At 38.1% G+C, this 20,352-nt stretch carries 16 protein-coding genes; 7 read left to right on the top strand and 9 right to left on the bottom strand.

Features of this window, described 5'->3' with window-relative positions; all coding sequences use genetic code 11:
- Positions 1–82: 82 nt before the first annotated feature.
- Both M030_RS0119815 and M030_RS0119810 read right to left on the bottom strand, forming a co-directional pair.
- On the bottom strand, positions 83–3,481 hold the full coding sequence (locus M030_RS0119815; protein ID WP_027374998.1) for a polysaccharide deacetylase family protein: 3,399 nt from the start codon (positions 3,479–3,481) through the stop codon (positions 83–85).
- 88 nt (positions 3,482–3,569) lie between these two features.
- The gene (locus tag M030_RS0119810; RefSeq protein WP_027374997.1) at positions 3,570–4,820 is read right to left on the bottom strand and encodes a CinA family nicotinamide mononucleotide deamidase-related protein; all 1,251 of its coding nucleotides are present in this window, start codon (positions 4,818–4,820) and stop codon (positions 3,570–3,572) included.
- 114 nt (positions 4,821–4,934) lie between these two features.
- On the opposite strand from M030_RS0119810, the gene M030_RS0119805 reads away from it, so the two are divergent.
- Positions 4,935–5,408, top strand: a complete 474-nt coding sequence (locus M030_RS0119805; RefSeq protein WP_027374996.1) for a hypothetical protein — start codon at positions 4,935–4,937, stop codon at positions 5,406–5,408.
- 351 nt (positions 5,409–5,759) lie between these two features.
- Here M030_RS0119805 and M030_RS0119800 read toward each other — a convergent pair whose 3' ends face one another.
- From M030_RS0119800 to M030_RS0119790, 3 genes are all read right to left on the bottom strand, one after another.
- Positions 5,760–6,302 (bottom strand): lipocalin family protein, encoded by a 543-nt coding sequence (locus M030_RS0119800; protein WP_027374995.1) that lies wholly within the window; start codon positions 6,300–6,302, stop codon positions 5,760–5,762.
- Positions 6,303–6,377: 75 nt separating this feature from the next.
- A complete protein-coding gene (locus tag M030_RS0119795; RefSeq protein WP_027374994.1) occupies positions 6,378–7,112 on the bottom strand; it encodes a LytR/AlgR family response regulator transcription factor in 735 nt (244 codons plus the stop codon).
- A gap of 57 nt (positions 7,113–7,169) precedes the next feature.
- Positions 7,170–9,044, bottom strand: a complete 1,875-nt coding sequence (locus tag M030_RS0119790; protein ID WP_081806361.1) for a histidine kinase — start codon at positions 9,042–9,044, stop codon at positions 7,170–7,172.
- Between the two features lie 81 nt (positions 9,045–9,125).
- Between M030_RS0119790 and M030_RS0119785 the strand changes: the two genes are divergently transcribed.
- The 3 genes from M030_RS0119785 to M030_RS0119775 all read left to right on the top strand — a co-directional run bounded on the left by M030_RS0119785 (position 9,126) and on the right by M030_RS0119775 (position 13,627).
- Positions 9,126–10,880 (top strand): amidohydrolase family protein, encoded by a 1,755-nt coding sequence (locus tag M030_RS0119785; protein WP_027374992.1) that lies wholly within the window; start codon positions 9,126–9,128, stop codon positions 10,878–10,880.
- A 171-nt stretch (positions 10,881–11,051) separates the two neighbouring features.
- Positions 11,052–11,726: an SIMPL domain-containing protein gene (locus M030_RS0119780; protein WP_027374991.1), complete on the top strand. Its 675-nt coding sequence runs from the start codon at positions 11,052–11,054 to the stop codon at positions 11,724–11,726.
- 296 nt (positions 11,727–12,022) lie between these two features.
- Positions 12,023–13,627: a DUF4139 domain-containing protein gene (locus M030_RS0119775; RefSeq protein ID WP_027374990.1), complete on the top strand. Its 1,605-nt coding sequence runs from the start codon at positions 12,023–12,025 to the stop codon at positions 13,625–13,627.
- Between the two features lie 129 nt (positions 13,628–13,756).
- Here M030_RS0119775 and M030_RS0119770 read toward each other — a convergent pair whose 3' ends face one another.
- On the bottom strand, positions 13,757–14,962 hold the full coding sequence (locus tag M030_RS0119770; RefSeq protein ID WP_027374989.1) for an NAD(P)/FAD-dependent oxidoreductase: 1,206 nt from the start codon (positions 14,960–14,962) through the stop codon (positions 13,757–13,759).
- Positions 14,963–15,077: 115 nt separating this feature from the next.
- Here M030_RS0119770 and M030_RS0119765 point away from each other — a divergent pair, with 115 nt between their 5' ends.
- Complete coding sequence (locus M030_RS0119765) at positions 15,078–15,458, top strand: STAS/SEC14 domain-containing protein (protein ID WP_027374988.1); 381 nt, start codon at positions 15,078–15,080, stop codon at positions 15,456–15,458.
- 92 nt (positions 15,459–15,550) lie between these two features.
- Here the strand turns inward: M030_RS0119765 and M030_RS0119760 are convergent, their stop codons facing one another.
- On the bottom strand, positions 15,551–16,750 hold the full coding sequence (locus tag M030_RS0119760) for an MFS transporter (protein WP_027374987.1): 1,200 nt from the start codon (positions 16,748–16,750) through the stop codon (positions 15,551–15,553).
- 147 nt (positions 16,751–16,897) lie between these two features.
- Between M030_RS0119760 and M030_RS0119750 the strand changes: the two genes are divergently transcribed.
- A complete protein-coding gene (locus tag M030_RS0119750; protein WP_027374986.1) occupies positions 16,898–17,803 on the top strand; it encodes a helix-turn-helix domain-containing protein in 906 nt (301 codons plus the stop codon).
- A gap of 141 nt (positions 17,804–17,944) precedes the next feature.
- Here the strand turns inward: M030_RS0119750 and lipA are convergent, their stop codons facing one another.
- Positions 17,945–18,811, bottom strand: coding sequence for a lipoyl synthase (lipA, locus tag M030_RS0119745; RefSeq protein WP_027374985.1), 867 nt, complete (start codon positions 18,809–18,811; stop codon positions 17,945–17,947).
- 115 nt (positions 18,812–18,926) lie between these two features.
- Here lipA and M030_RS0119740 point away from each other — a divergent pair, with 115 nt between their 5' ends.
- Positions 18,927–19,565 (top strand): hypothetical protein, encoded by a 639-nt coding sequence (locus tag M030_RS0119740; RefSeq protein WP_027374984.1) that lies wholly within the window; start codon positions 18,927–18,929, stop codon positions 19,563–19,565.
- Positions 19,566–19,660: 95 nt separating this feature from the next.
- Here the strand turns inward: M030_RS0119740 and M030_RS0119735 are convergent, their stop codons facing one another.
- Positions 19,661–20,221, bottom strand: coding sequence for an RNA polymerase sigma factor (locus tag M030_RS0119735; RefSeq protein WP_027374983.1), 561 nt, complete (start codon positions 20,219–20,221; stop codon positions 19,661–19,663).
- Positions 20,222–20,352: the final 131 nt, after the last annotated feature.

Raw genomic sequence — 20,352 nt, 5'->3', positions numbered from 1 at the left:
TGAATGCTCCAATTATTTTTCCCAATTCATCTGAACGGAAATTTCACTCAAACAACAATTGTAGGTAACTTCCCGCCTCTCCCTAAGAAGCTGCTATCTCCTTCACATTTCCTGTTCGTTTCAGGAATCCCCAGGACTGCATTTCGCCTTTCAATGCTTTTCTTAAACTTTTAAACAGTACTATATACATCAGCCATCTGTAGCCGAACCGCTGCGGAATAATGTACAGCAGATTACTCAGTTTTTCCCTTTGCATTACAAATGCCACTAAAGCTAAGGAAGCATCTACTACAAGGAAAATAAGGTAATAAGTGAATATTTTGCCTCCGTTTCCGGATAAAATTCCCAGTACCATTATAATGTCTGCCAGTGGCGAGAAGAATGGAATAATATACTGGAATAATAAAATATTCGGCATGGCCCATAGTCCCAATCCTTTATATCTGGGGTTAAGGAAGGTCTGTCTCTGTTTCCAGAACATCTGCATGATTCCGTAGGTCCAACGAAAACGTTGTTTCAGGAATTGTTTCGCCGTTTCCGGTGCTTCCGTTACTGCAATGGCCCTGTTTTCATTGGCAACGGTATATCCTTCTTTTAAAATCTTTACCGTAATATCACAATCTTCCGCCAATGTATCTGAAGAATATCCTCCTACTTCTCTGATCACTGATTTTTTAAAAGCTCCTATCGCTCCCGGAATTACAGTGATCGCGTTGATATTGGCGTAGGCCAGTCTGTCAAAGTTCTGACTTGTCGTGTATTCTATTGCCTGCCATTTTGTAAGCCAGTTGACCCTGTTTCCTACTTTTACATTTCCTGCCACAGCGGCAATCTTTTCTTCCGGACCTTCATTTAAAAATCTTGCGATCAGGTATTTTACCGCGTCCTGTTGCAGTTTGGTATCTGCATCAATACAAACGACATACTCTGCATCAGTCTGTGATATACCATAGTTTAACGCGGTAGCCTTTCCGCCATTGGCTTTGGTGAAAATTTCCAGTTTCGGATGATCAGGAAACGCTTCTCTTGCCTTATCATAGGTTGAATCTTTACTTCCGTCATCTACCATGATGATATTAAAATTAGGATAGGTTTGTTTCAACAAATTGGTGAGGGAAGACACAATGTTTACTTCTTCATTATAGGCCGGTACAATGATGGATACTTTCGGATAAGATTCCAGAACCGGAAACTCACCGAGTTTTTTCTCTTTTTTTCTTTCTTTAAAAGCCCAGTACGCCATCAACAACAATCTGATCAATCCTAAGATGATAAAGATTGTAAACAGGGCAACCAGGAAATGGCTGATTCCATAAATTGCTGTGGCTAAAACCAAATTCAGCTGCATGATGTAATAAGACTTTGTTTTGGGAACTTCAGGCATCAGCTCGCTTCTGCTTTTATGCAAAATATTTGTAAGATTGGTAAAATGATATCCTTGTTTCTGCAGTGTCGGAATTAAAATCTTTAGAGCTTTCACCGTTTCTTCTCTGGTATCTCCGCCTGCGTCATGAAGCAGGATGATATTACCTCTCTGCTGTCTGATTCCGGCCATTACACGTTTTACAATTTCATCAGCTTTGATGCCCGGCTGCCAGTCTTCGGGGTCAATATTTTCCCCGATATCAAGATAATTCTGTTGTCTGGCCAGCGCTACGGGAATAATTTCTTCTGAAGTTGTAGGCTCAGAATCTGCGTTATAAGGTGCTCTGAAAAGAATGGTACTGTGGCCTGTCACACACTCTATCAGCAGACGGGTTAATTTTAATTCCAGCAAAGCTCTTTCAGGACTTACTTTAGCAACATTTTCATGGGTGAATGTGTGGTTTCCTATTTCATGGCCTTCACGATAAATTCTTTTGACCAGGGGAAGATTTTTTTCAGCATTTAATCCGACAAGAAAGAAAGCTGCGGGAACGTGGTATTTGGACAATATATCCAATACCTGTGGTGTGTAAGTCTCATCCGGCCCGTCATCAAATGTAAGCACCAGTTCTTTTTGAGGAGCACTTCCGTATTTTTTCACCTCATATGAGCTTGGGTAGGTAACGTAGTTTTCATCGGTAATGATCTTTTCTTTAGGGTCAATTTCCAGGGCAATTTTTCCGTCATGAGGCGTATTCAGTACATCCAGAACCTCACCATCACCAATGTAATCGACCATTGTCTGGCCTTTTACATTTTCCAGTGTTTTCAGATTAAGTTTGGAGAGACCTGCAAACGTAAGATCTTTATCATAAAAGTTCCACACTCTGCTGTCTTCACTTCCCAATCTCCAGAGAGCGGTTCCGGCCAACGGATATTCCGATGAGAAACGCATCGTATTGAAGACAGAGGCTGCGTCATTGAAAAATACCGTGTGCATATTATTTTTAGAATCGGTATAAGAGTAATTGAGATTAAAAGTATTATCATTAAAATCAATAACCGCTTTACTGGCACTGGCTTTGGTAATTGCCTGCATGTAAGTAACGGAAGTATTGTCATCTTTATTGGAACTCCAGTCGTAACCATAAGCACCGAGACCGAGAATAATCTTCTGGGGTGAGGTTTGTTTTATCATTTTCCCTGTCTGGGCTTCAATCCATTTTTGGGAAGAAACCGGTCCTGCATCACTGCCCTGAGAATACTCATCATAGGCCATCAGTACAAAATAATCCACATAAGGATCTAATCCCGGAATATTATAATCATCATTATCCGTCATAATATCCATGGTAACAAGCAGCTGGTTCTGTTTGAAGGTTTCTGAAAGTTCTTTCATAAAAGCTATCAGATTTTCATCAGAATCCAGATTCATGTCCTCGAAGTCGATATTGATTCCTTTGAAACGGTATTTTTTACATTGCTGTGTAATTTTTTGAATCAGATTGGTTCTTCGTTTCGGGTCATTAAGTACCTTGGTTAAACCCTCAGCACGGAATTCCCGGTCAAAGTTGTTACTTAACATGGGCATGGCTGCCACACCGGTTCTTCTGATAACTTTATACCCTTCCGGATCTACATTGGTTTTCAGATCTCCGGTTTTAGGATCAATAAAAAACCATTCCGGAAAGACCAGATTGACATGCCTGATGTTTCTTTTCAGAGACATCAGCGATTGCGGATCCCATGCCACATAAAAAGCAGAACGGATTCCTCCGGGAAATTGTGCCCAGTTTCTGTTTTGATTTTTAAATCTTTCTTCTCTTGCCTTTTCAATTTTAGCAAGACTGGTATGCATTGTCTTTTCGGAAATAAAGCTTCTGAAGCCTTTATATTCTTTTGAAATTTTGTTCTCCTGAAGATAAGGTTTATTGGCAGTAATCACTGCTTTATAGTCTTCCTTGAAAGGAATTTTCGGACTTCTGTCCAGTGTCATCATCAGCCCTAAAGCAAGAAATAGCAGAGCTCCTACAAAAATAAAGAAGCGGCTCCCCCATTGTACGCTTTTCCAGCGTTTCTTACTGTTGGTCTGAAAAATCTGTTTGGAATTTTCCACGATTTTAAAATTTTAATGAATGTTTTCAAAAAGTGTGAAAATCTACCTTAAAATTCATTAAAAAAATATTAAAAAAAATCGCTGGTTCCTAGCTCTTTACCAAAAGGCCTACCAGATCCTGAATCACCTTCTGGGAAACGAAATTCATAAAGTCTGTCCTTTCCAGATGGGGCATGTATAATTTTGAGGTTACTTCTTCATCATTGATCTTTATCGTGTAAAAAACTGTTCCTATATCTTTTCCGTCTTCTCCTTTTCCCGGGCCGGCCACTCCTGTTGTAGAGAGGGAAATATCGGTATCAAACAATATCTGACAACCTTCTGCCATCTCCCGGGCAACCTGCTCGCTCACTACGGTAAACCGATCTACGGTTTCTCCGGAAACATTCAAAATCCTGATTTTCTTTTCTGTAGCATAAGGAACAATCCCTCCAAGGAAATATTTTGAGCTTCCGGAAACAGAGGTAATCATTTTGGCCAGCTCACCTCCGGTACAGCTCTCTGCTGTGGAAATCGTCAGTTTTCTTTCAGTAAGTATTTCTGCCAGAATATTTTCAATTTTGTCTTCAGATATGGCAATCACGTTTTTCTCAATGAGGGGAAGCAACTTTTGTATTTCATTCTCAGTCTGCTCTTTTAATGCGTCTTCACTTTCTCCGGATGCTGTGATTCTTAACTTCACCCGTGTTCCAACCGGCAGATAAGACAAAGCTATATTTTCAGGAAGAGCCAGTTCCCAGTCCTCAATAATATCTGCAAGAATACTTTCAGGAATACCTACCACAGAAACGATCCGGGTATGGATAAACTGAAGACTGAATTTTTCCTGTAAATACGGAACGATCTGATCTTTAATCAATGGTTTTACCTCAAAAGGAACCCCGGGCAAGCTGAAAGACAGTTTTCCGTTCTGCTCCATCATCATACATGGTGCGGTACCAAAGTGGTTTTGAAAAACGACGGATTTTGTAGGAACAAAAGCCTGCTCTCTGTTTCTTTCCAGAATATCTGCTCTTCCGCGTCTTTGCATATAATCTTTAAGGTGATTAAAAGTAACCTCATCCAGAGCAATTTCATCTTCAAAAAATTCAGCTAAAGCTTTTTTTGTTTTGTCATCTCTTGTTGGCCCCAGTCCACCTGTAGTGATCACGAGATCTCCCAGTTCAAAAGCCTCATGCAAAGTATTTTTAATGGTTTCAATTTCATCAGAGATTGTGAAAATCTGCTTCACTTTAATGCCTATATTTTTTAGTTCGGTAGCGATGAAGTTGGAATTGGTATCCACTGTATTTCCGGAAAGGATCTCGTCGCCAATGGTAATCAGAACTGCGTTTTCCATGTTTTGTTTTCGAAAAAATTCTGATACAAATGACGGAAAATTCTCTGTGACCGACAATATAAATTGATTTTTTCTATTTTTGGCAAAAATTGTTTAAAACTATAATTAAAGAATATGTCTAAATATGATGATGCTTCATGGCATTATGGCGGAGATTTTCCGGAAGGACTTCCCCAGAAAAACGGAGCTACCCACACCGGGATGTTCCTGAACTGGTGTATCAATAATGATCTGATTTCTGAAGAGTTAAAGGAAGATAGTGCGGAAGAAATTGAAAAAGTAAAAAGAAGGGAAATCACAGGAGCAGAATTTGTGATGGAATCACGCGACGGAAAATTCTCAGAATCTGACTTAAGTGACCTGGGAAACAGTTTTGCAAAAGATTATTATGCCGACGATACTGATTTTGGAAATAAATACAGCTCATTTGCGGATGATTATGTCAATCTTTTTGATACCAAAGCTGAAGAAAATGATTACCAATACGACACCTTTTATCATATCGAAGATACGTATGAAAACTATGATCTGATGAAACAGGTCATTGATTACCGTTTTGAAGAATGGAAAGAGTATGTGGGAAGTTAAAAGCAATAGATCAGACTCAAAACTAAATTTAGATTAATCCCTATCTAAATTAAAAATTGGATATAAACATAGAGTATAAGGATGTAAATTGAACTTTTTTTTCTTATTTATACTTTTGTCTTGAAACAAAAGTATACAAAAATTCAAGACTGGAATCATCCGCTAAAAATAAAGATTGACTCCTAAAATTTCCAAACTCGCATGGAATCCAACGATTCTTTTCGACTCAAAATCTCATCCATGCTCAGACAGTGGAAATTTTTTAACGGATTCAATCTCTATTTTCTTAACGCTACTGCTTCCTAAGTCAGTTTATTACTTTGTTATTTTATTCTCTCAGACTTCTTCGTTTTATTGATTATGTCTTACCCAGATCAGATCTTCAGTTTTATAACCTATTCTTTTTGCTTTTTCTAAAAAACGCTGTCTGATACTTTCAGGGATAGTGGTTGTTCGGGAAAGAATCCACAGATATTTAAGACTGCTGCCGGCAACAAGAGCATATTGATAGTCTTCATCAATATCTATCACATTATATCCTGCCCAGATGGGTTTGAAAAAAGAAACTTTTAGCCGGCCTTCCTTAGGATCTTTTACAAATTTTGCTTCTCCAATAGATTCCTGCCACAACTTCTTGGTGTAATCATATCCTTTATTAAGGACACGCACACTTCCGTTAGAGTTTTCTGAATATTCAGCGGTGACATTATCCATATTTTTCTCGAAGCGGTAATCGAATCGGGCGATTTCATACCATCTTCCCAAATATTTTTTAAGATCAAAACCCTTCACAGCAACAGCTCCTTTTGGAATTCCGACCGAATATGAGTTAAAAGCAATGAGTGCCAAAGCTCCCAGAGAGACGGGAAGTATAATTTTGTGAACCGTTTTCATAGCCTGATTATTTTGTAATGGTTAGGATAAAACCGTCAAAAATAATGCCTTTAGGCTGTTAAGGAACAATAAATTCTAGGAGAAAACTTTCAGGAAATTATCCTTAAAGCTGCCTGAAACTTCAATTTCAGTATCATCAGCAAGCATTACCGTTCCACTTTTATGGTATGATTTCACAAATGTAGTATTGATAATATGAGAACGGTGAACTCTCACAAACGGGCTTTCCAGCAAATCATCAAAATGTTTCAAAAAACGGCATACCATCTTTTTGGAACCATCAGTCAGATATACCTGCGTAAAGTTTCCATCTGCCTGCAGGCGGACAATATCTTCAGTTTTCACGACATCAAAACCTTGTAAAGTGGGAAGAATAAGCTGTTGTTTTTCCGGCTTTAATTTCAGATTTTCAAGGAGAATTTTGTTCCGGTTCAGCTCTTCTTTCTTTTCCAGACTTTCAGCAACTTTATTGACGGCAAGGATCAATTCCTGGATATCGATAGGTTTTAGGATATAATAACTTGCAGATTTATTTAAGGCCTGTAAAGAATATTGTGAAAATGCAGTAATGAAAATGGTTTCATAGGAAAAATCTTTCGTTGCTTCCAATACGTCAAAGGCATTCCCAAAAGGCATTTCTACATCCAGAAATACCAGCTGAGGCTGCTTTTCAGTAATTAACGGGACTGCTTCTTTAATGTTTTCTGCTTCTCCCAACAGTTCAACTTGCGGGCAGTATTTCGTGAGATAGCTTCTCAGTACTTCTCTTGCCATTATTTCATCATCTACAATGACGGCTTTTATTTTCATCAGAATCAGGTGTTAAGTGGTAGATTACGGTTGCAAATTAAGGATATCTGACTGATTTCAGCCCAGATTAATTTTAATTATTACCAGAACTCCACCGTTATTTTCTTTATCCTTTACAGAGCAGGTGATCTCTTTTTTATATAAATCATTCAGCAGCTGAATTCTTTCGAGGGTATTTTTCATTCCTCTGCCCTCTCTGGTCTTTTGATGTGCAGTTTTCTGCTTTTTACTTTCTTCAATCCCTATGCCGTTGTCTTCAATAATTACCTTCAGGAAAGATTCATCTTTTTCGAAATTGAGTTTTAAAAAACCCTTGTCTGTCCGGTAACGCAATCCGTGCCAGATGGCATTTTCAAGGAAAGGTTGCACCAGCATTCCGGGTACCTGGAGGTTTTGCATATTCAGGTTTTCATCCACCTCAACTTCATAGTCAAATTTATCTGCAAAACGTGTTTTTTCCAGGGCAAGATAGTTTTGAAGAAGATCCAGTTCCTGTTGGAAAGGGATAAAATCTTCTGTGGAGTTTTCCATCACGCCACGCATCAGCTTGGAAAATTTTGTAAGATACTGATTGGCCTCCAGTTCATTATTCGTGGCAATAAAATGATTGACACTATTCAGGCTGTTGAATATAAAATGTGGATTCATTTCGCGGCGAAGCGACTGAAGGGCAATCTTTTTATTTTTAATCTGAACTTTTTTCAGGGTTCTGAAAATAATCACAATAAGTCCTGTCAACAATACCAAAGCTCCTATTAATCCGTAATTGAAAACATTTTTCTTACGGATCAGCTCATCCTTCAGTTCTTTCTCTTTTTCCAGCTGCGAAACCCTCTCTTCAGTATCTGCAAGAATTTTATTGTCGACAAGGCTTCTGTCTTTTGATACCAGATCCGGCAATCTTCCAAGAAAATCCCTGTAGAGATGAACCGAAGCATCGGTATTTCCTGAGATCGCATATAAACTGTCCAGTTTTTTCACACTTTTCTGGGCTTCCATGGTATGCCCTTTATTCAGGGCAATGCCGTAAGCATTTTTCAATAAACTGACCGCTTCCTCGGGATCATTTTTCTTAATATAAATATTTGCCAGCTCCTGAATCTGATTGACTTTTTCCTTTGAGTTTTCTTTCACAAAGTCTTCTTTCAGCACTTTCTTTTTTGCTTCAATAGCCTTATCAAATTTTTTATTTTCCACATACAGATCCGCCAGCTTCTGATTGATTTCCAAGGCCTGCTGAGGAGCTTCTTTCTTTGAAATCCTGTAAGCGGCATTAAGGTTTTCTTCTGCTTTGGAAACATCCTTTTGCTGAATATTCACGTCTGCCAATTGGCTGTATCCAGCTGCTACTTCGGCCTGTACGTTTTCTTTTTTGCTGAGATTGATATTATTCTGAATGGCCTCAGCCTTCATCTCGGGAGTGGGAGAAGAAAGCCTGGCCACATCATTGGAATTCACCGTCCGGCTTTTTTCACTATATCCCATTTGGGCAGCCATGCTGTAATTGCTGATGGCAGGACTTATTTTATTCTGTTTTTCCTGTGACTGGGCCAGTTTTCTGGTGACAGCTTCCAGATTTTTTTTATCGTTAAGGTTTTGATAGAGGTTTTTAGCTTTGATCAGGAACTCTTCACTTTTGGCATAATTTCCCTGATTGTAATAATCATTGGCCATGCCAACATAGGCATCGGCTACTCCTTTATTATCATTTTTATCTACCGCTTTTTTCAGTTTTGCGGCTGATTTAAGAGCCTGGGTAACCCGTGTACTATCCTGTGCCTGCACCATTGCGGCACTGACAAATATGAATAAAAATAGTAATTTAAAAATCAATTTCACGGATTTCGGATCTTTACTGCAAAGTAAGTAAAACTTTAGCGATCTTCTTTCATTCTTCACCAAGTCAAAACCTCCTTTCACCAAGTCTTTCATAATAAGGTCACTTGAACATCAACAGGTAATTGAATATTGCTTGTAATAATATTTGTATTTTTACTTCATCTAATAGACATCATGAAAAAATTCCAACTTATCATTGTGGCGGTCTTTTTCTGCATGAGCAGCATGAAGGCACAAACTTATATTCAAAATGTAACCGTTGCGGATGTCATCCATAAAAAGATGCTGCCTTCCCAAACGGTCATCATCACCAATGGCACTATTACAGCTGTAAAGCCCGGTAAACAGGTTAAAATTCCTCAAAACTCGCAGGTGATCAATGGTCAGGGAAAATACCTTATCCCCGGAATGACGGATTCCCACATTCACTTTTTTCAGAGTGGCGGTCTGTACACCAGGCCTGATGCGCTTAATCTAAAAAAGCATGTTCCTTATCAGGAGGAAATCGACTGGGGTCACCAGAATATGGAAAATTTCCTTCACTATTATCTTCGGTCGGGTATAACTTCTGTGATTGATCCCGGAGCTACTTACAACTTTCTAAAGCTCAGAGATTCTTTGAAAAAGAAAGAAAACCTGCCATCCGTTTATATGTCCGGTCCGCTTATTACAACATATGAGCCTGATGCTTTCAAAAACCTCGGAAAGGATGAACCTTTTAAACTGACTCTGACCACCGAAGATGCAAGGAAATATGTTCAGGAACAGCTTCCTTATAAACCAGACTTTATTAAAATATGGTATATCGTACTGGGGGAAGCTCAGAAAAAAGAGGGAGAAGCCAAAAAGCTGGAGCCGGTTGTCAAAGCTGCTATTGATGAAGCTCACAAGAACAATTTAAAGGTCGCTGTGCATGCTACGGAACGTTTTACTGCGCAGACAGCTGTTTTAAACGGAGCCGATTATCTTGTTCACAATATTGAAGATGAGGTGGTTTCCGATGATTTCGTTAAGCTTTTAAAATCTAAAAAAGTGATTGTTTGTCCTACGATGACTGTATCAGACAATTATTATGATACCTATGGTCAGAAAAAACATTACAATACCTATGAGCTGGAAAACTCCAATCCGAAAAGTGTAGGCTCGATTTCCGACCTGAAACATCTGCAGGACACTTCAGATTCGACATGGATTAAAAAATATAAAACAAGATTCAACTCACCTCAGATCAAAGCCTATGTTTCCAAGGTAGATTCTATCAGAAAAATTAACCTGAAAAAACTAACGGATGGCGGAGTGATTATTGCTGCAGGTACGGACGCCGGAAATATCGGCACCCAGCACGCTTCTTCTTTTATGGAAGAACTTAATATGATGAAAGCAAGCGGAATGGACAACTGGCAGATTTTACAGTCAGCAACGATCAATCCTGCAAAAATCCTGAATAAAGACAGTCAGTATGGAAGTATCGAAACCGGAAAGGTGGCAGACCTGGTTCTCCTGAATGCCAATCCTATTGAGAATCTGAATCACCTTACCCAAATAGATACCGTAATAAAGAATGGGCTACTCATGGATCCCCATACAATTTTAAAAATAACGCCCGAGGTATTGGTACAACAACAGGTAAACGGCTATAACGAAAGAAATTTAGAAGCCTTCCTTGAACCGTACGCTGAAGATGTAGAAATCTACAACTTTCCCAACACATTGGTAAGCAAAGGAAAGGAAGGGATGAGAAAAACCTATGACAATCTTTTCAAAAAAGCACCTGATCTGCATTGTGAGATCAGACAAAGGATCATCAATAGCAATACGGTCATAGATAAGGAAAGTGTTTCAGGAATGAGACCCGGTCAAAAAGTAGAAGCTACAGCCATCTATGAAATCAAAAATGATAAGATATCAAAGGTGTACTTTCTTCATTAAATAACGATTCACTTTACATTCCATATTCCATTTTTTTAAAGCAATCTTCTACAGGTTGCTTTTTTCGTAGTCATTCACCAAGTGAAAAGTCAGTTTCACCAAGTCTCCCGGTTTTTGGTTTCAGAACTGACTAATTTTACTTCAGAATTTAAAATTTAAAAACAAGAAATTATGAAATTGAAACATTTTTTATTGATCGGAATCTTAACTTTGGGAAGCTTTGCAAGCGCACAGGAAGTAAAGAAAAATGGCATTGAAGTAACAGGCGTTGCCGAAATGGAAGTAGAACCTGATGAAATCATATTCAGCATCGGAATAAAGGCAGATAATAAAAATGATCTGGCAGATAATGAAAAGAAATTATTTGAGACCTTAAAGAGTGCCGGAGTGAAGAATGAAGATATCAAGTTTAAATCTATGTACCAGAATATCTACTCCAAAACGGCGAAATTCAGTAAAAACTATCAGTTTAAGATTGGTACAAAGGCAAACATCAGTAAGATCTTTGAAGACCTTAACCAGAAATGGGTAAGCAGCCTGAATATTGCTGAGGTAAAAAGCACAAAAATTGCAGACTTTAGAAAAGCAGTCAAAATCAATGCTTTGAAAGCCGCCAAAGAAAAGGCAGACTACCTGTTGGAAAGCATGGGTAAAAAAACGGGAAGTGCTCTTGAAATTGTAGAAATAGAAGATTATACCAGCGATATTATCATGCCTTTCGCTTACAAAGGCAGAATGGCCAATGTGCAAATGGAAATGGCAGATGCTCCGCTAGATTATTCGTTTGACAATATCGAAAATATCAAGCTTAAATACAGCATCAAAACGAGATACGAAATCCTTTAAAATAGAAACTTAGCAAAGGCTGTCACATTGTGTGGCAGCTTTTTATTATTTAGCAACGACAGTACAATTAGCTTTAACCAATCAGTATATTTTAAGTTATTCTGATTGTCTATGTGCCTATGTGGTTTATATTTTACCACATAGACACATAGATTATAATAGATTTTTATCGTTCGTGTATTTGTAGATAATATGTTGTTCTAAAACTCACCAAGTCAAAGTACAGTTTCACCAAGTTCCCGAGTTTTCAGCCTTGTTTAGGGATAATTTTACAGTATAATTTAAAATAATAAACGATGAAACGTTATCTTTTAATCCTGGTTACATTTTCTGTTTCGCTGATCACGGCCCAGGAAATCAAAAAGGAAATTGAAGTGAAGCAGGCCACTGTATTCCTTCAGGGAGCAAAAGTATATGGCAGTACCAGTGTCAGCCTTCAAAAAGGACGAAATATGGTGAGAATTGTCAATCTACCCAACAATCTGGATGAGAATACCTACAAAATCAATCTTGAAAAAAGTACGACCCTTCTTTCCATTACACCACAAAGTAATTTTTTAAAAACAGATGAATTATCCGGTGCTGAAAAGAAACTGGATGAGGAAAGGAAAAAACTTCAGCGACAGGCCAGTCTGCTGAATATTCAGATTAAAAACCTGACCGGGGAGCAAACTATCATCAATGATAATCTAAAAATTTCGACAAACGATAAATCTAGTCCACAGGAACAACTCATCAAGCTTACAGAGTTCTACAGAAAACGAATGCTTGAAATCGATAATCAGGTTTTCCTGTTAAATGAACAAAAAACAACTTTGGATGAAGGCATCGCAAAGATTGATCAACAATCTGCTGAAGAACAAACCCACAAAAACACCAACAGAAAGGAACTTTTACTGGAAATCCTGGCTGATAATGATACCAATCTGAATCTTGGGGTAAGCTATATTGTTTCTGATGCCGGCTGGGTTCCGTCATATGACCTCCGGGCACAATCTGTAAAAAAACCTCTTGAAATTGTGTATAAAGGAAAAATCTACCAAAAAACCGGACAGGACTGGAAGAATGTGAAACTTTTTGTTTCCACCTACAGACCATCGTATAATCAGGATCGTCCTATACTATCACCTTTATATGTCGCGGAATATACACCTTACAGTCCACAGGTCGAAATAGCTTCAAGCTACAGGCTTAAAAAAGAAACTGCTGCAGTGAATGCATACCAGATGAGAGAAGACATCGCTGTAAAACCAAGCCAAATCCCGGTTGCTTCTGTTTCTGACAATCAGATGAACGTGATGTATGAACTGAATTATAACCAAACGATTCTGAGCCAGGAAAAAGAGCAGTATGTTATTCTCGATAAAAGACAAATTGATGCTACTTATAAATATCACACGGTTCCTAAGATTAATAATCATGTGTTTCTCATGGCTTTTGTAAAAAACTGGCAGAACCTTAACCTGATCAACGGAGAAGCAAATATTTATTTTGAAGATAATTATATCGGAAAAACAACCATGACAAACAATTACGTAAAAGATGAGTTCCCGATTTCGCTTGGTGTGGATGAAAGAATTACCGTTAAGAGAATCAAGCTCGAAGATAAAACTTCTCAAAAAGCGATGAATTCTAATAAATGGGAAAATGAATCGTATCAGATCAACATTAGAAATAATACCAAAGAAAATATTGAGCTGGAAATTCTTGATCAGCTTCCGATCAGTGAAAATTCCAAAATCCAGGTAAAAGCCATTGATTCCGGTGGTGGAAATCTCGATGAGAAAACAGGAAGCATCCTGTGGAATAAGAATATCGGTTCCGGAGGATCGGATAAAATCAACTTCTCCTATGAAGTAAAGTATCCGAAAGACATGCAGATACAATATTATAACAGATAATGCTAAAAAAGGTGGCCTCAGTTTTTGAAGCCACCTTTTACTTTTTAATATGCTTTATATTTTAAGAAACAAAGAGTTGATCAATGAAATTGATTCTTTCTAAGCGAAGGCATACAACGACTGTTTCTGCTATCTTCCGAATTTAAAATACTTTGATAACAGATGTTTTTTATTTTTCATAAACAGAGAAGTCATTTCCATTCCTGTTGCTGAAAAGGTAATCCCGTTTCCGCCAAAGCCAAGGACGAAATATGAATTTTTAAATTTTTCATGTTCACCGATGTAGGGTAACCCGTCTTTTGTCTCTCCGAAAGTTCCGGCCCAGACAAAATCAGGGTAGAAATCATAGTCAGGTTTTATTTTTTTAAGTGATTTTATAATTTCTTTTTCCTTTTTCTCTAGTAGGGAATCCCGTTTTTCAGCATCATAAAAATCTTCGTCACCTCCGCCGATAAGAAGCCTGCCATCATCTGTGGTTCGCATATAAATGTAGGGATCATCAGTATTCCAGACCAATGTATTGCTGATATTTTTAAATTTATCATTATCGATTTCAGAAACTACAGCATAGGTGCTTTTCAAATCCACAAAGTTTTCTTTGATCAGATTTTTACTTTCATAGCCGATACAATAGATGATTTTTTTTGTTTTAATCTGATATCCTTTATCCGTTGAAACGAGATTAAAACCTTTGTGATATTGTACTTTCACCATCTCGGTTTTATCAAAGATTCTCAAACCTTTTTTTACATTGTGTCTGAACAATTCATGAGCAAATCGGAAAGCATCGATGCTCGCTCCTTGTTTGGATAAGATTCCGCCGTAGGTATTTTCAAATCCGAATTGCTTTAAAACCTGTTCACTCTTGAGCCATTTCACATCAAACCCCGCGTCCCTTCTTGCCTGATATTCTTTTTGAAGCCATTCTGTATCTTTCTTTTTGGAAGCGAAATACAATGACTTCTTCCGTTTAAATCCGGCATCAGACTTAATGAGCCCTGCGAGTTTCTCTACCCGGTCAATTGCATCAGAACATGCTTTATAACTTTCAATGGCTCCTTTTTTACCGATTTTCTCAATCAGTTCAAAAAGAGGAACATCTATTTCATATTGTAACATTGAAGTGGTGGCAGACGTACTTCCGTTGCAAAGTTCACGTCGGTCAATTAAAATCGTATGGTATCCATCTTTAATCATTTGATGGGCAATCAGGCTTCCGGTGATTCCGCCACCAATAATGAGGACATCGCATTCCTCATCGGATTTTAGAGACGGGTATGAGGCGATTAATCCATTTTTTAAAAGCCAGAAAGGTTCATTCGATTTCAAATCCATAATTAATATTTTGAACTAAAATAGGAATATTTGTGAATATTTTAACTACCACACGAGCGTTCATTGGTGTAATTATTGTTGGCACCTATAACTAAACCACCATAAAATATTGATTATGATAACAATTATTCCAGAAGCTCCGGAGAATGTTGCAGCATTCAATGCAACGGGAGAAGTGACGAAAGAAGATTTTGAAAAATTGGTAATTCCGCGTGTCAAAGAGAAAGTAGATCAATTTGGCGAACTGAATTACTTATTGTATTTGGATACCGATCTGGATAAGTTTACCATGGGGGCATGGCTTGAAGATGTTTTACTGGGATTAACGAATCTTACCAAATGGAATCGTACGGCAATTGTAACGGATAAAGAAGGCGTACAAAATTTCACAGACATTTTCAGCGTTGTAATGCCGGGAGAGTTTAAATCTTTCCCAAAAGAAAACTTATACAATGCGCTCTACTGGTGCAAAAATGGAGATGAAGTAGAGGCATAACATTATTTTATACAAAAAGAAAAGCAGCTGGTTCATAGTGAATCAGCTGCTTTTGCATTCAGTTTCTTATCTTTCTGATCAAAACTTTCTGTTTATTTATCGCAAGACACACATTCTGCTACAGTTTCTTCTTCGCCAGAATGATTACCGTACACATACATATATCGTACACTTATTGCCAACCCGATAAATGTCATTCCTACTCCTACCAGCGAAGGATAGTTGAAGGGTAATCCGTATTCCAATGGAATTCCACCAAGAAAAGCTCCCAGGGCATTGGCAATGTTAAAACCTGCCTGCATAAAAGCGGCAGCCATCATTTCACTTTTCGGGGCTGCTTTCATCATCATAATATTGATCGGTGCTGCAATAGACATGGATAACGCGCCACACATAAAGGTCAGTACAAAAGCAATATTCTGATGTTCAGAGAGGAAAAACACTCCGGTCAATGAAATCATCATCAGGAAAATCAACAGAGCACAAGTTTTTTCAGGGCCAAGCTTGTCTGAAACAAGTCCTCCCACGAGATTTCCGACCACCATTCCGGCACCGGCAAGAACCATCACATAAGCCATCTGATCACTTTGCACACCGGAGATCCCCGTCATCAAAGGAGTAATATAGCTTAACCAGGTAAACAGCCCTCCAAATCCTATTGCTGTAATTCCCAGCACCAACCATGATTGCTTATTTTTCAGGAATTTCAATTCTTCCAGGAAGTGGGTATTTTGATTGGCTTCCATATTAGGTAACCATAATTTTAGAAATAATAAAGCAAAAAGCCCGATTACCGCTACAATAGCAAAATACCATCTCCAATGGTAAATATGTCCGATATAAGTTACCAAAGGTACCATGGCCAGATTGGCTACTGTAAGCCCGGTAAACATCATGGAAATATAGAATGCCTCCTTCCCTTTCCCTGCCATCTTCGACGCCACCACAGTTCCGACTCCAAAAAATGCTCCATGAGGAAGTCCCGACATAAATCTTATGATCAGCATTGACGTATAATCTGGTGCTACGGCAGAAAGTCCGTTAAATAAAGTGAAAAGCACCATGAAAGCCATCAAAACCTTTTTAGGTGGAAATTGTACAGAATATCCTATCAGAAGAGGAGCTCCTATAACAACTCCCATGGCATAAGCAGAAATTAAGTGTCCTGCCTGCGGAATCGAAATCTGTAACGTTTTTGCCATATCCGGCAACAATCCCATCACGGTAAATTCCGTTGTTCCTATCCCTAAACCGCCAATTGCCAGCGGTATAATTCTTTTATCAATCTTCATGAGTATGTTCTTTTTTCTGAATCATTATTTGAAAGTGCAAAATTCGAAAGAAAGATTGAATTTCACTTCTTTTAAAATGATAAAAATTTGCTCCACATTAACCTTTTTATGTAAATTTAAATCCACAAACAATCAAAACAGAACAAAATGAAAATCCAGAAAGAAGTTATTGAGTTTGAAAAAGGAAAATCATTCAAGCTTTTTTCACCCAGTTTTAAGAACTGTTTTTTCTGGCATTACCATCCTGAGATTGAGTTGGTATATGTAGAAGCCGTAAACGGAATCCGGCATGTCGGAAAAAATATTTCAGGATTTACGGATAGTGATCTGCTGCTGATCGGTGCCAATGTACCTCATCTTAATTTCGATTATGGTATCCAGACAGAGTGTAATCAGCTGGTATTGCAAATGAGGGAAAATTTCCTTCACGATGTTATTCTCCCTGTTCCGGAGTTTGAGAATATTAAAAATCTTTTGGAAAGATCATATCTGGCGCTGTCATTTTCGGGTGAAACCAAAAGAATTGTGGTTGAGAAACTTCAACGGATGCGGGATAAAAGCTCTTTCGAATCACTGATGGGACTGATTGAGATACTGCAAATCCTCGCTGATTCAAGTGAAGTACAGGAACTCAACAAAGAAGATACAAGGATCAAATGGTTTTTGAATGATAAAATAAGAATGGGAACGATCTATGATTATATTCATGAAAATCATGATAAAAAGCCCAATGTAAATGAGATTGCCCAAATTGTGAGCCTTAGCACGCCAGCCTTCTGCCGTTATTTCAAAAAGCAGACGAATATGACGTTTACAGATTTTGTCAATAATTACAGGATCAATCAGGCCAAAGTGTTTTTGCTGAAAGATTATTCTATAACAGAAGTTTGTTTTCAGGTGGGTTTTGAAAGCCTTTCCTATTTCAACAAATTATTCAAGCAGCATACCGGTGAAACGCCTTCGGAGTTTAAAAAGAAACATTTCAAAGCGATTGAAATCAATGGAAGAATTGGGGTGATCACACGGGAATCATCATGCCATAAAGAATTTTAATCCACAAATTACAATTGATTTTTAGATGGAATAATAGGTTTCGGCTAAAGCCGGATGAATTTTTTACATTTTTAAAGCGGACTAAAGCCCGCTCCTATGATCAATAAAAAAACCACTCATTGTTGAGCGGTTTTATTATTTTTAGTGAATATGTTTTTCTGCATGGTAAGAACTTCTTACAAGAGGAGAACTTTCAACATGCCTGAATCCTAAACTTCTTGCAAAATCTCCGAACTCATCGAATTCTTCAGGCGTGATAAATTTCTTCACCGGAAGATGTTTTTTAGTCGGCTGAAGATACTGTCCTAAGGTAATAACGTCTACATTGGCGTTTCTGATATCCTCAATCGTCTGGAAAACCTCATCTCTTGTTTCTCCCAAACCAAGCATGACACCTGTTTTGGTTCTTCTTTGTCCTGCTTCTTTTAAGTATCTTAAAACCTCAAGGCTTCTTTCGTATTTAGCCTGGATTCTCACTTCTCTTGTCAGACGTTTTACGGTTTCCATGTTGTGAGAGATTACTTCAGGGGCAACTTCTACCAGTCGGTCAAGGTGTTTTGTAATTCCCTGGAAATCCGGAATCAGTGTTTCCATGGTTGTTCCCGGAGAAATTCTTCTCACAGCATTGACGGTTTCTCCCCACAGGATAGATCCCATATCTTTCAGGTCATCACGGTCTACAGAGGTAAGCACTGCGTGTTTGATCTTCATTAATTTGATCGAACGTGCTACTTTTTCAGGTTCGTCCCAGTTTACATCCAGGGGTTTTCCTGTTTTCACTCCACAAAATCCGCAGCTTCTCGTACAGATATTTCCCAAAATCATGAAAGTGGCTGTACCTTCTCCCCAACATTCTCCCATGTTTGGGCAGCTTCCGCTTTGGCAAATTGTGTTTAATTTATATTTATCAACCAAAGTTCTTAGCTCCCGGTAGTTTTTTCCGGTAGGAAGTTTTACTCGGATCCACTTTGGTTTTTGAACGGTAGTGTCTTGAACTGAATTTTCCATTTCTAAAATTGAAGTTCAAAGTTAAGGATTTTTTAATGGAAACCATCTACCGGAAATATTGATGGAAATAATAATTCAAAATTTCGTTGTAAATTTCGCCCACAAAATTTTATCCATGAAAAAGATACTTTTCGCTTTATCCGTTACTGGAAGTGCATTATGCTTCGCCCAAAAAGAATTTCAACCTGCCGGATCTACCATTATTGAAACTGTAGAAGGTGACCTTGATGGGGATCAAATTCCTGAAAAAGTAATTATTTACAATACAAAAGATGAAAGTGAAGATGAATCCGGTAATATCCGTGAAATCCAGATTCTGAAAAAGGTTAAAGGCAAATGGACGGTGCTTGAAAAATCAAGACATGCGATCCTGGAAAGCAATGCCGGTGGTATGATGGGAGATCCTTACCAGAATACCACTATTGAAAAAGGCATTTTAATGATTACACAGGCAGGTGGTAGCACCTGGAGATGGGGACATACCGACAAATATCGTTTTCAGAACGGACAATTTGAGTTAATCGGGTATTTTTCGGAGTACGGAAAACCTGAAGAATACTCCACAGAAGTAGATTTCAACTTGTCAACAGGACAGCTTAATTTCAAAAAAGAGGTTGCAAATACGGAAGAGTACGGTAAATCTACCCAGGAAACGTACATCAAAAAAGGAATAAAACTCAACTTGCAAAACAGAAGACAGAAGGAACATATAGAGTTTACACTTCCAAAAACGAAGGAAAAGGTTTATCTGTAAATAAAAGCCGGAAGATTTAAGTTTTGGCTAAAGCCAATTTTGAATTTTAATTTTTAGTAAGCGGGCTAAGGCCCGTTTCCATTGAATGGTTGGGTTTAATTATCATCAAATTCATTGTTCTTTAACAACTCGGCAAGGACTTTTTTGGCGCGCATCACGCGTACTTTTGTGTTTGCAACAGAAATCCCCAGTTCTTCGGCAATTTCTTTGATACTTTTTTCTTCAAAAAATCTCAGTTTGATAATGTCCTGATAGTTGGCATCGAGAGATTCTATGGTTTTAATGATTTTCTTTTGCTCCTCATCAGAAATCATCAGCTCTTCGGGCGATTTTGCGTATTGATTTTTGACTTCATCAAGGTTTTCAACAGCATCTTCGTTATCGCGGTTTTTCTTCCTCCAGAAATCGATTACTGTATTCTGGGCAATGGTCAGAACCCATGTTTTAAACTGAAAATGCGGGTCAAACATGTCAAGCTTTGATAGAACTTTGGAAAAAACATTGACCGTGATTTCGTCTGCATCATTTTCATCCCTTACCTTCTTCATCACAAATGAGAAAACATCCACCCAAAAAATATTAATGAGTTTAGTCTGGGCCTTCTGGTCTTTTTCCTTGGCCTTCTGGATGAGCAGGAATAGCTGTTCGTCGTTCATTAATAACAAATATAGAGCATTTGACTCGAAAAGGCAAATGAAAGCGGGAAGCAAATTATGAAATTTCCATCCTTACAATTTTAGTTTTCTGACCGTTTTCTCTTCCTACTGAATTTACTATCTTTGCACGG

This window comes from Chryseobacterium sp. UNC8MFCol, from assembly GCF_000482305.1.
Taxonomy (GTDB): Bacteria; Bacteroidota; Bacteroidia; order Flavobacteriales; family Weeksellaceae; genus Chryseobacterium; species Chryseobacterium indologenes.
Note: the sequence above shows the minus strand (reverse complement) of the source record. Positions and strands in the feature narration are given on the sequence as shown.

Bases quoted from the DNA above. Each gene is read 5' to 3' on its own strand.
- M030_RS0119760 (WP_027374987.1), bottom strand. From the start codon at position 16,750: ATGAAGATTGATAAAAGAATTATACCGCTGGCAATTGGCGGTTTAGGG.
- M030_RS0119740 (WP_027374984.1), top strand. From the start codon at position 18,927: ATGAAAAAGATACTTTTCGCTTTATCCGTTACTGGAAGTGCATTATGC.
- M030_RS0119810 (WP_027374997.1), bottom strand. From the start codon at position 4,820: ATGGAAAACGCAGTTCTGATTACCATTGGCGACGAGATCCTTTCCGGA.
- M030_RS0119785 (WP_027374992.1), top strand. From the start codon at position 9,126: ATGAAAAAATTCCAACTTATCATTGTGGCGGTCTTTTTCTGCATGAGC.
- M030_RS0119800 (WP_027374995.1), bottom strand. From the start codon at position 6,302: ATGAAAACGGTTCACAAAATTATACTTCCCGTCTCTCTGGGAGCTTTG.
- M030_RS0119795 (WP_027374994.1), bottom strand. From the start codon at position 7,112: ATGAAAATAAAAGCCGTCATTGTAGATGATGAAATAATGGCAAGAGAA.
- M030_RS0119770 (WP_027374989.1), bottom strand. From the start codon at position 14,962: ATGGATTTGAAATCGAATGAACCTTTCTGGCTTTTAAAAAATGGATTA.
- M030_RS0119765 (WP_027374988.1), top strand. From the start codon at position 15,078: ATGATAACAATTATTCCAGAAGCTCCGGAGAATGTTGCAGCATTCAAT.
- M030_RS0119790 (WP_081806361.1), bottom strand. From the start codon at position 9,044: ATGAAAGACTTGGTGAAAGGAGGTTTTGACTTGGTGAAGAATGAAAGA.
- M030_RS0119805 (WP_027374996.1), top strand. From the start codon at position 4,935: ATGTCTAAATATGATGATGCTTCATGGCATTATGGCGGAGATTTTCCG.
- M030_RS0119775 (WP_027374990.1), top strand. From the start codon at position 12,023: ATGAAACGTTATCTTTTAATCCTGGTTACATTTTCTGTTTCGCTGATC.
- lipA (WP_027374985.1), bottom strand. From the start codon at position 18,811: ATGGAAAATTCAGTTCAAGACACTACCGTTCAAAAACCAAAGTGGATC.
- M030_RS0119750 (WP_027374986.1), top strand. From the start codon at position 16,898: ATGAAAATCCAGAAAGAAGTTATTGAGTTTGAAAAAGGAAAATCATTC.
- M030_RS0119780 (WP_027374991.1), top strand. From the start codon at position 11,052: ATGAAATTGAAACATTTTTTATTGATCGGAATCTTAACTTTGGGAAGC.
- M030_RS0119735 (WP_027374983.1), bottom strand. From the start codon at position 20,221: ATGAACGACGAACAGCTATTCCTGCTCATCCAGAAGGCCAAGGAAAAA.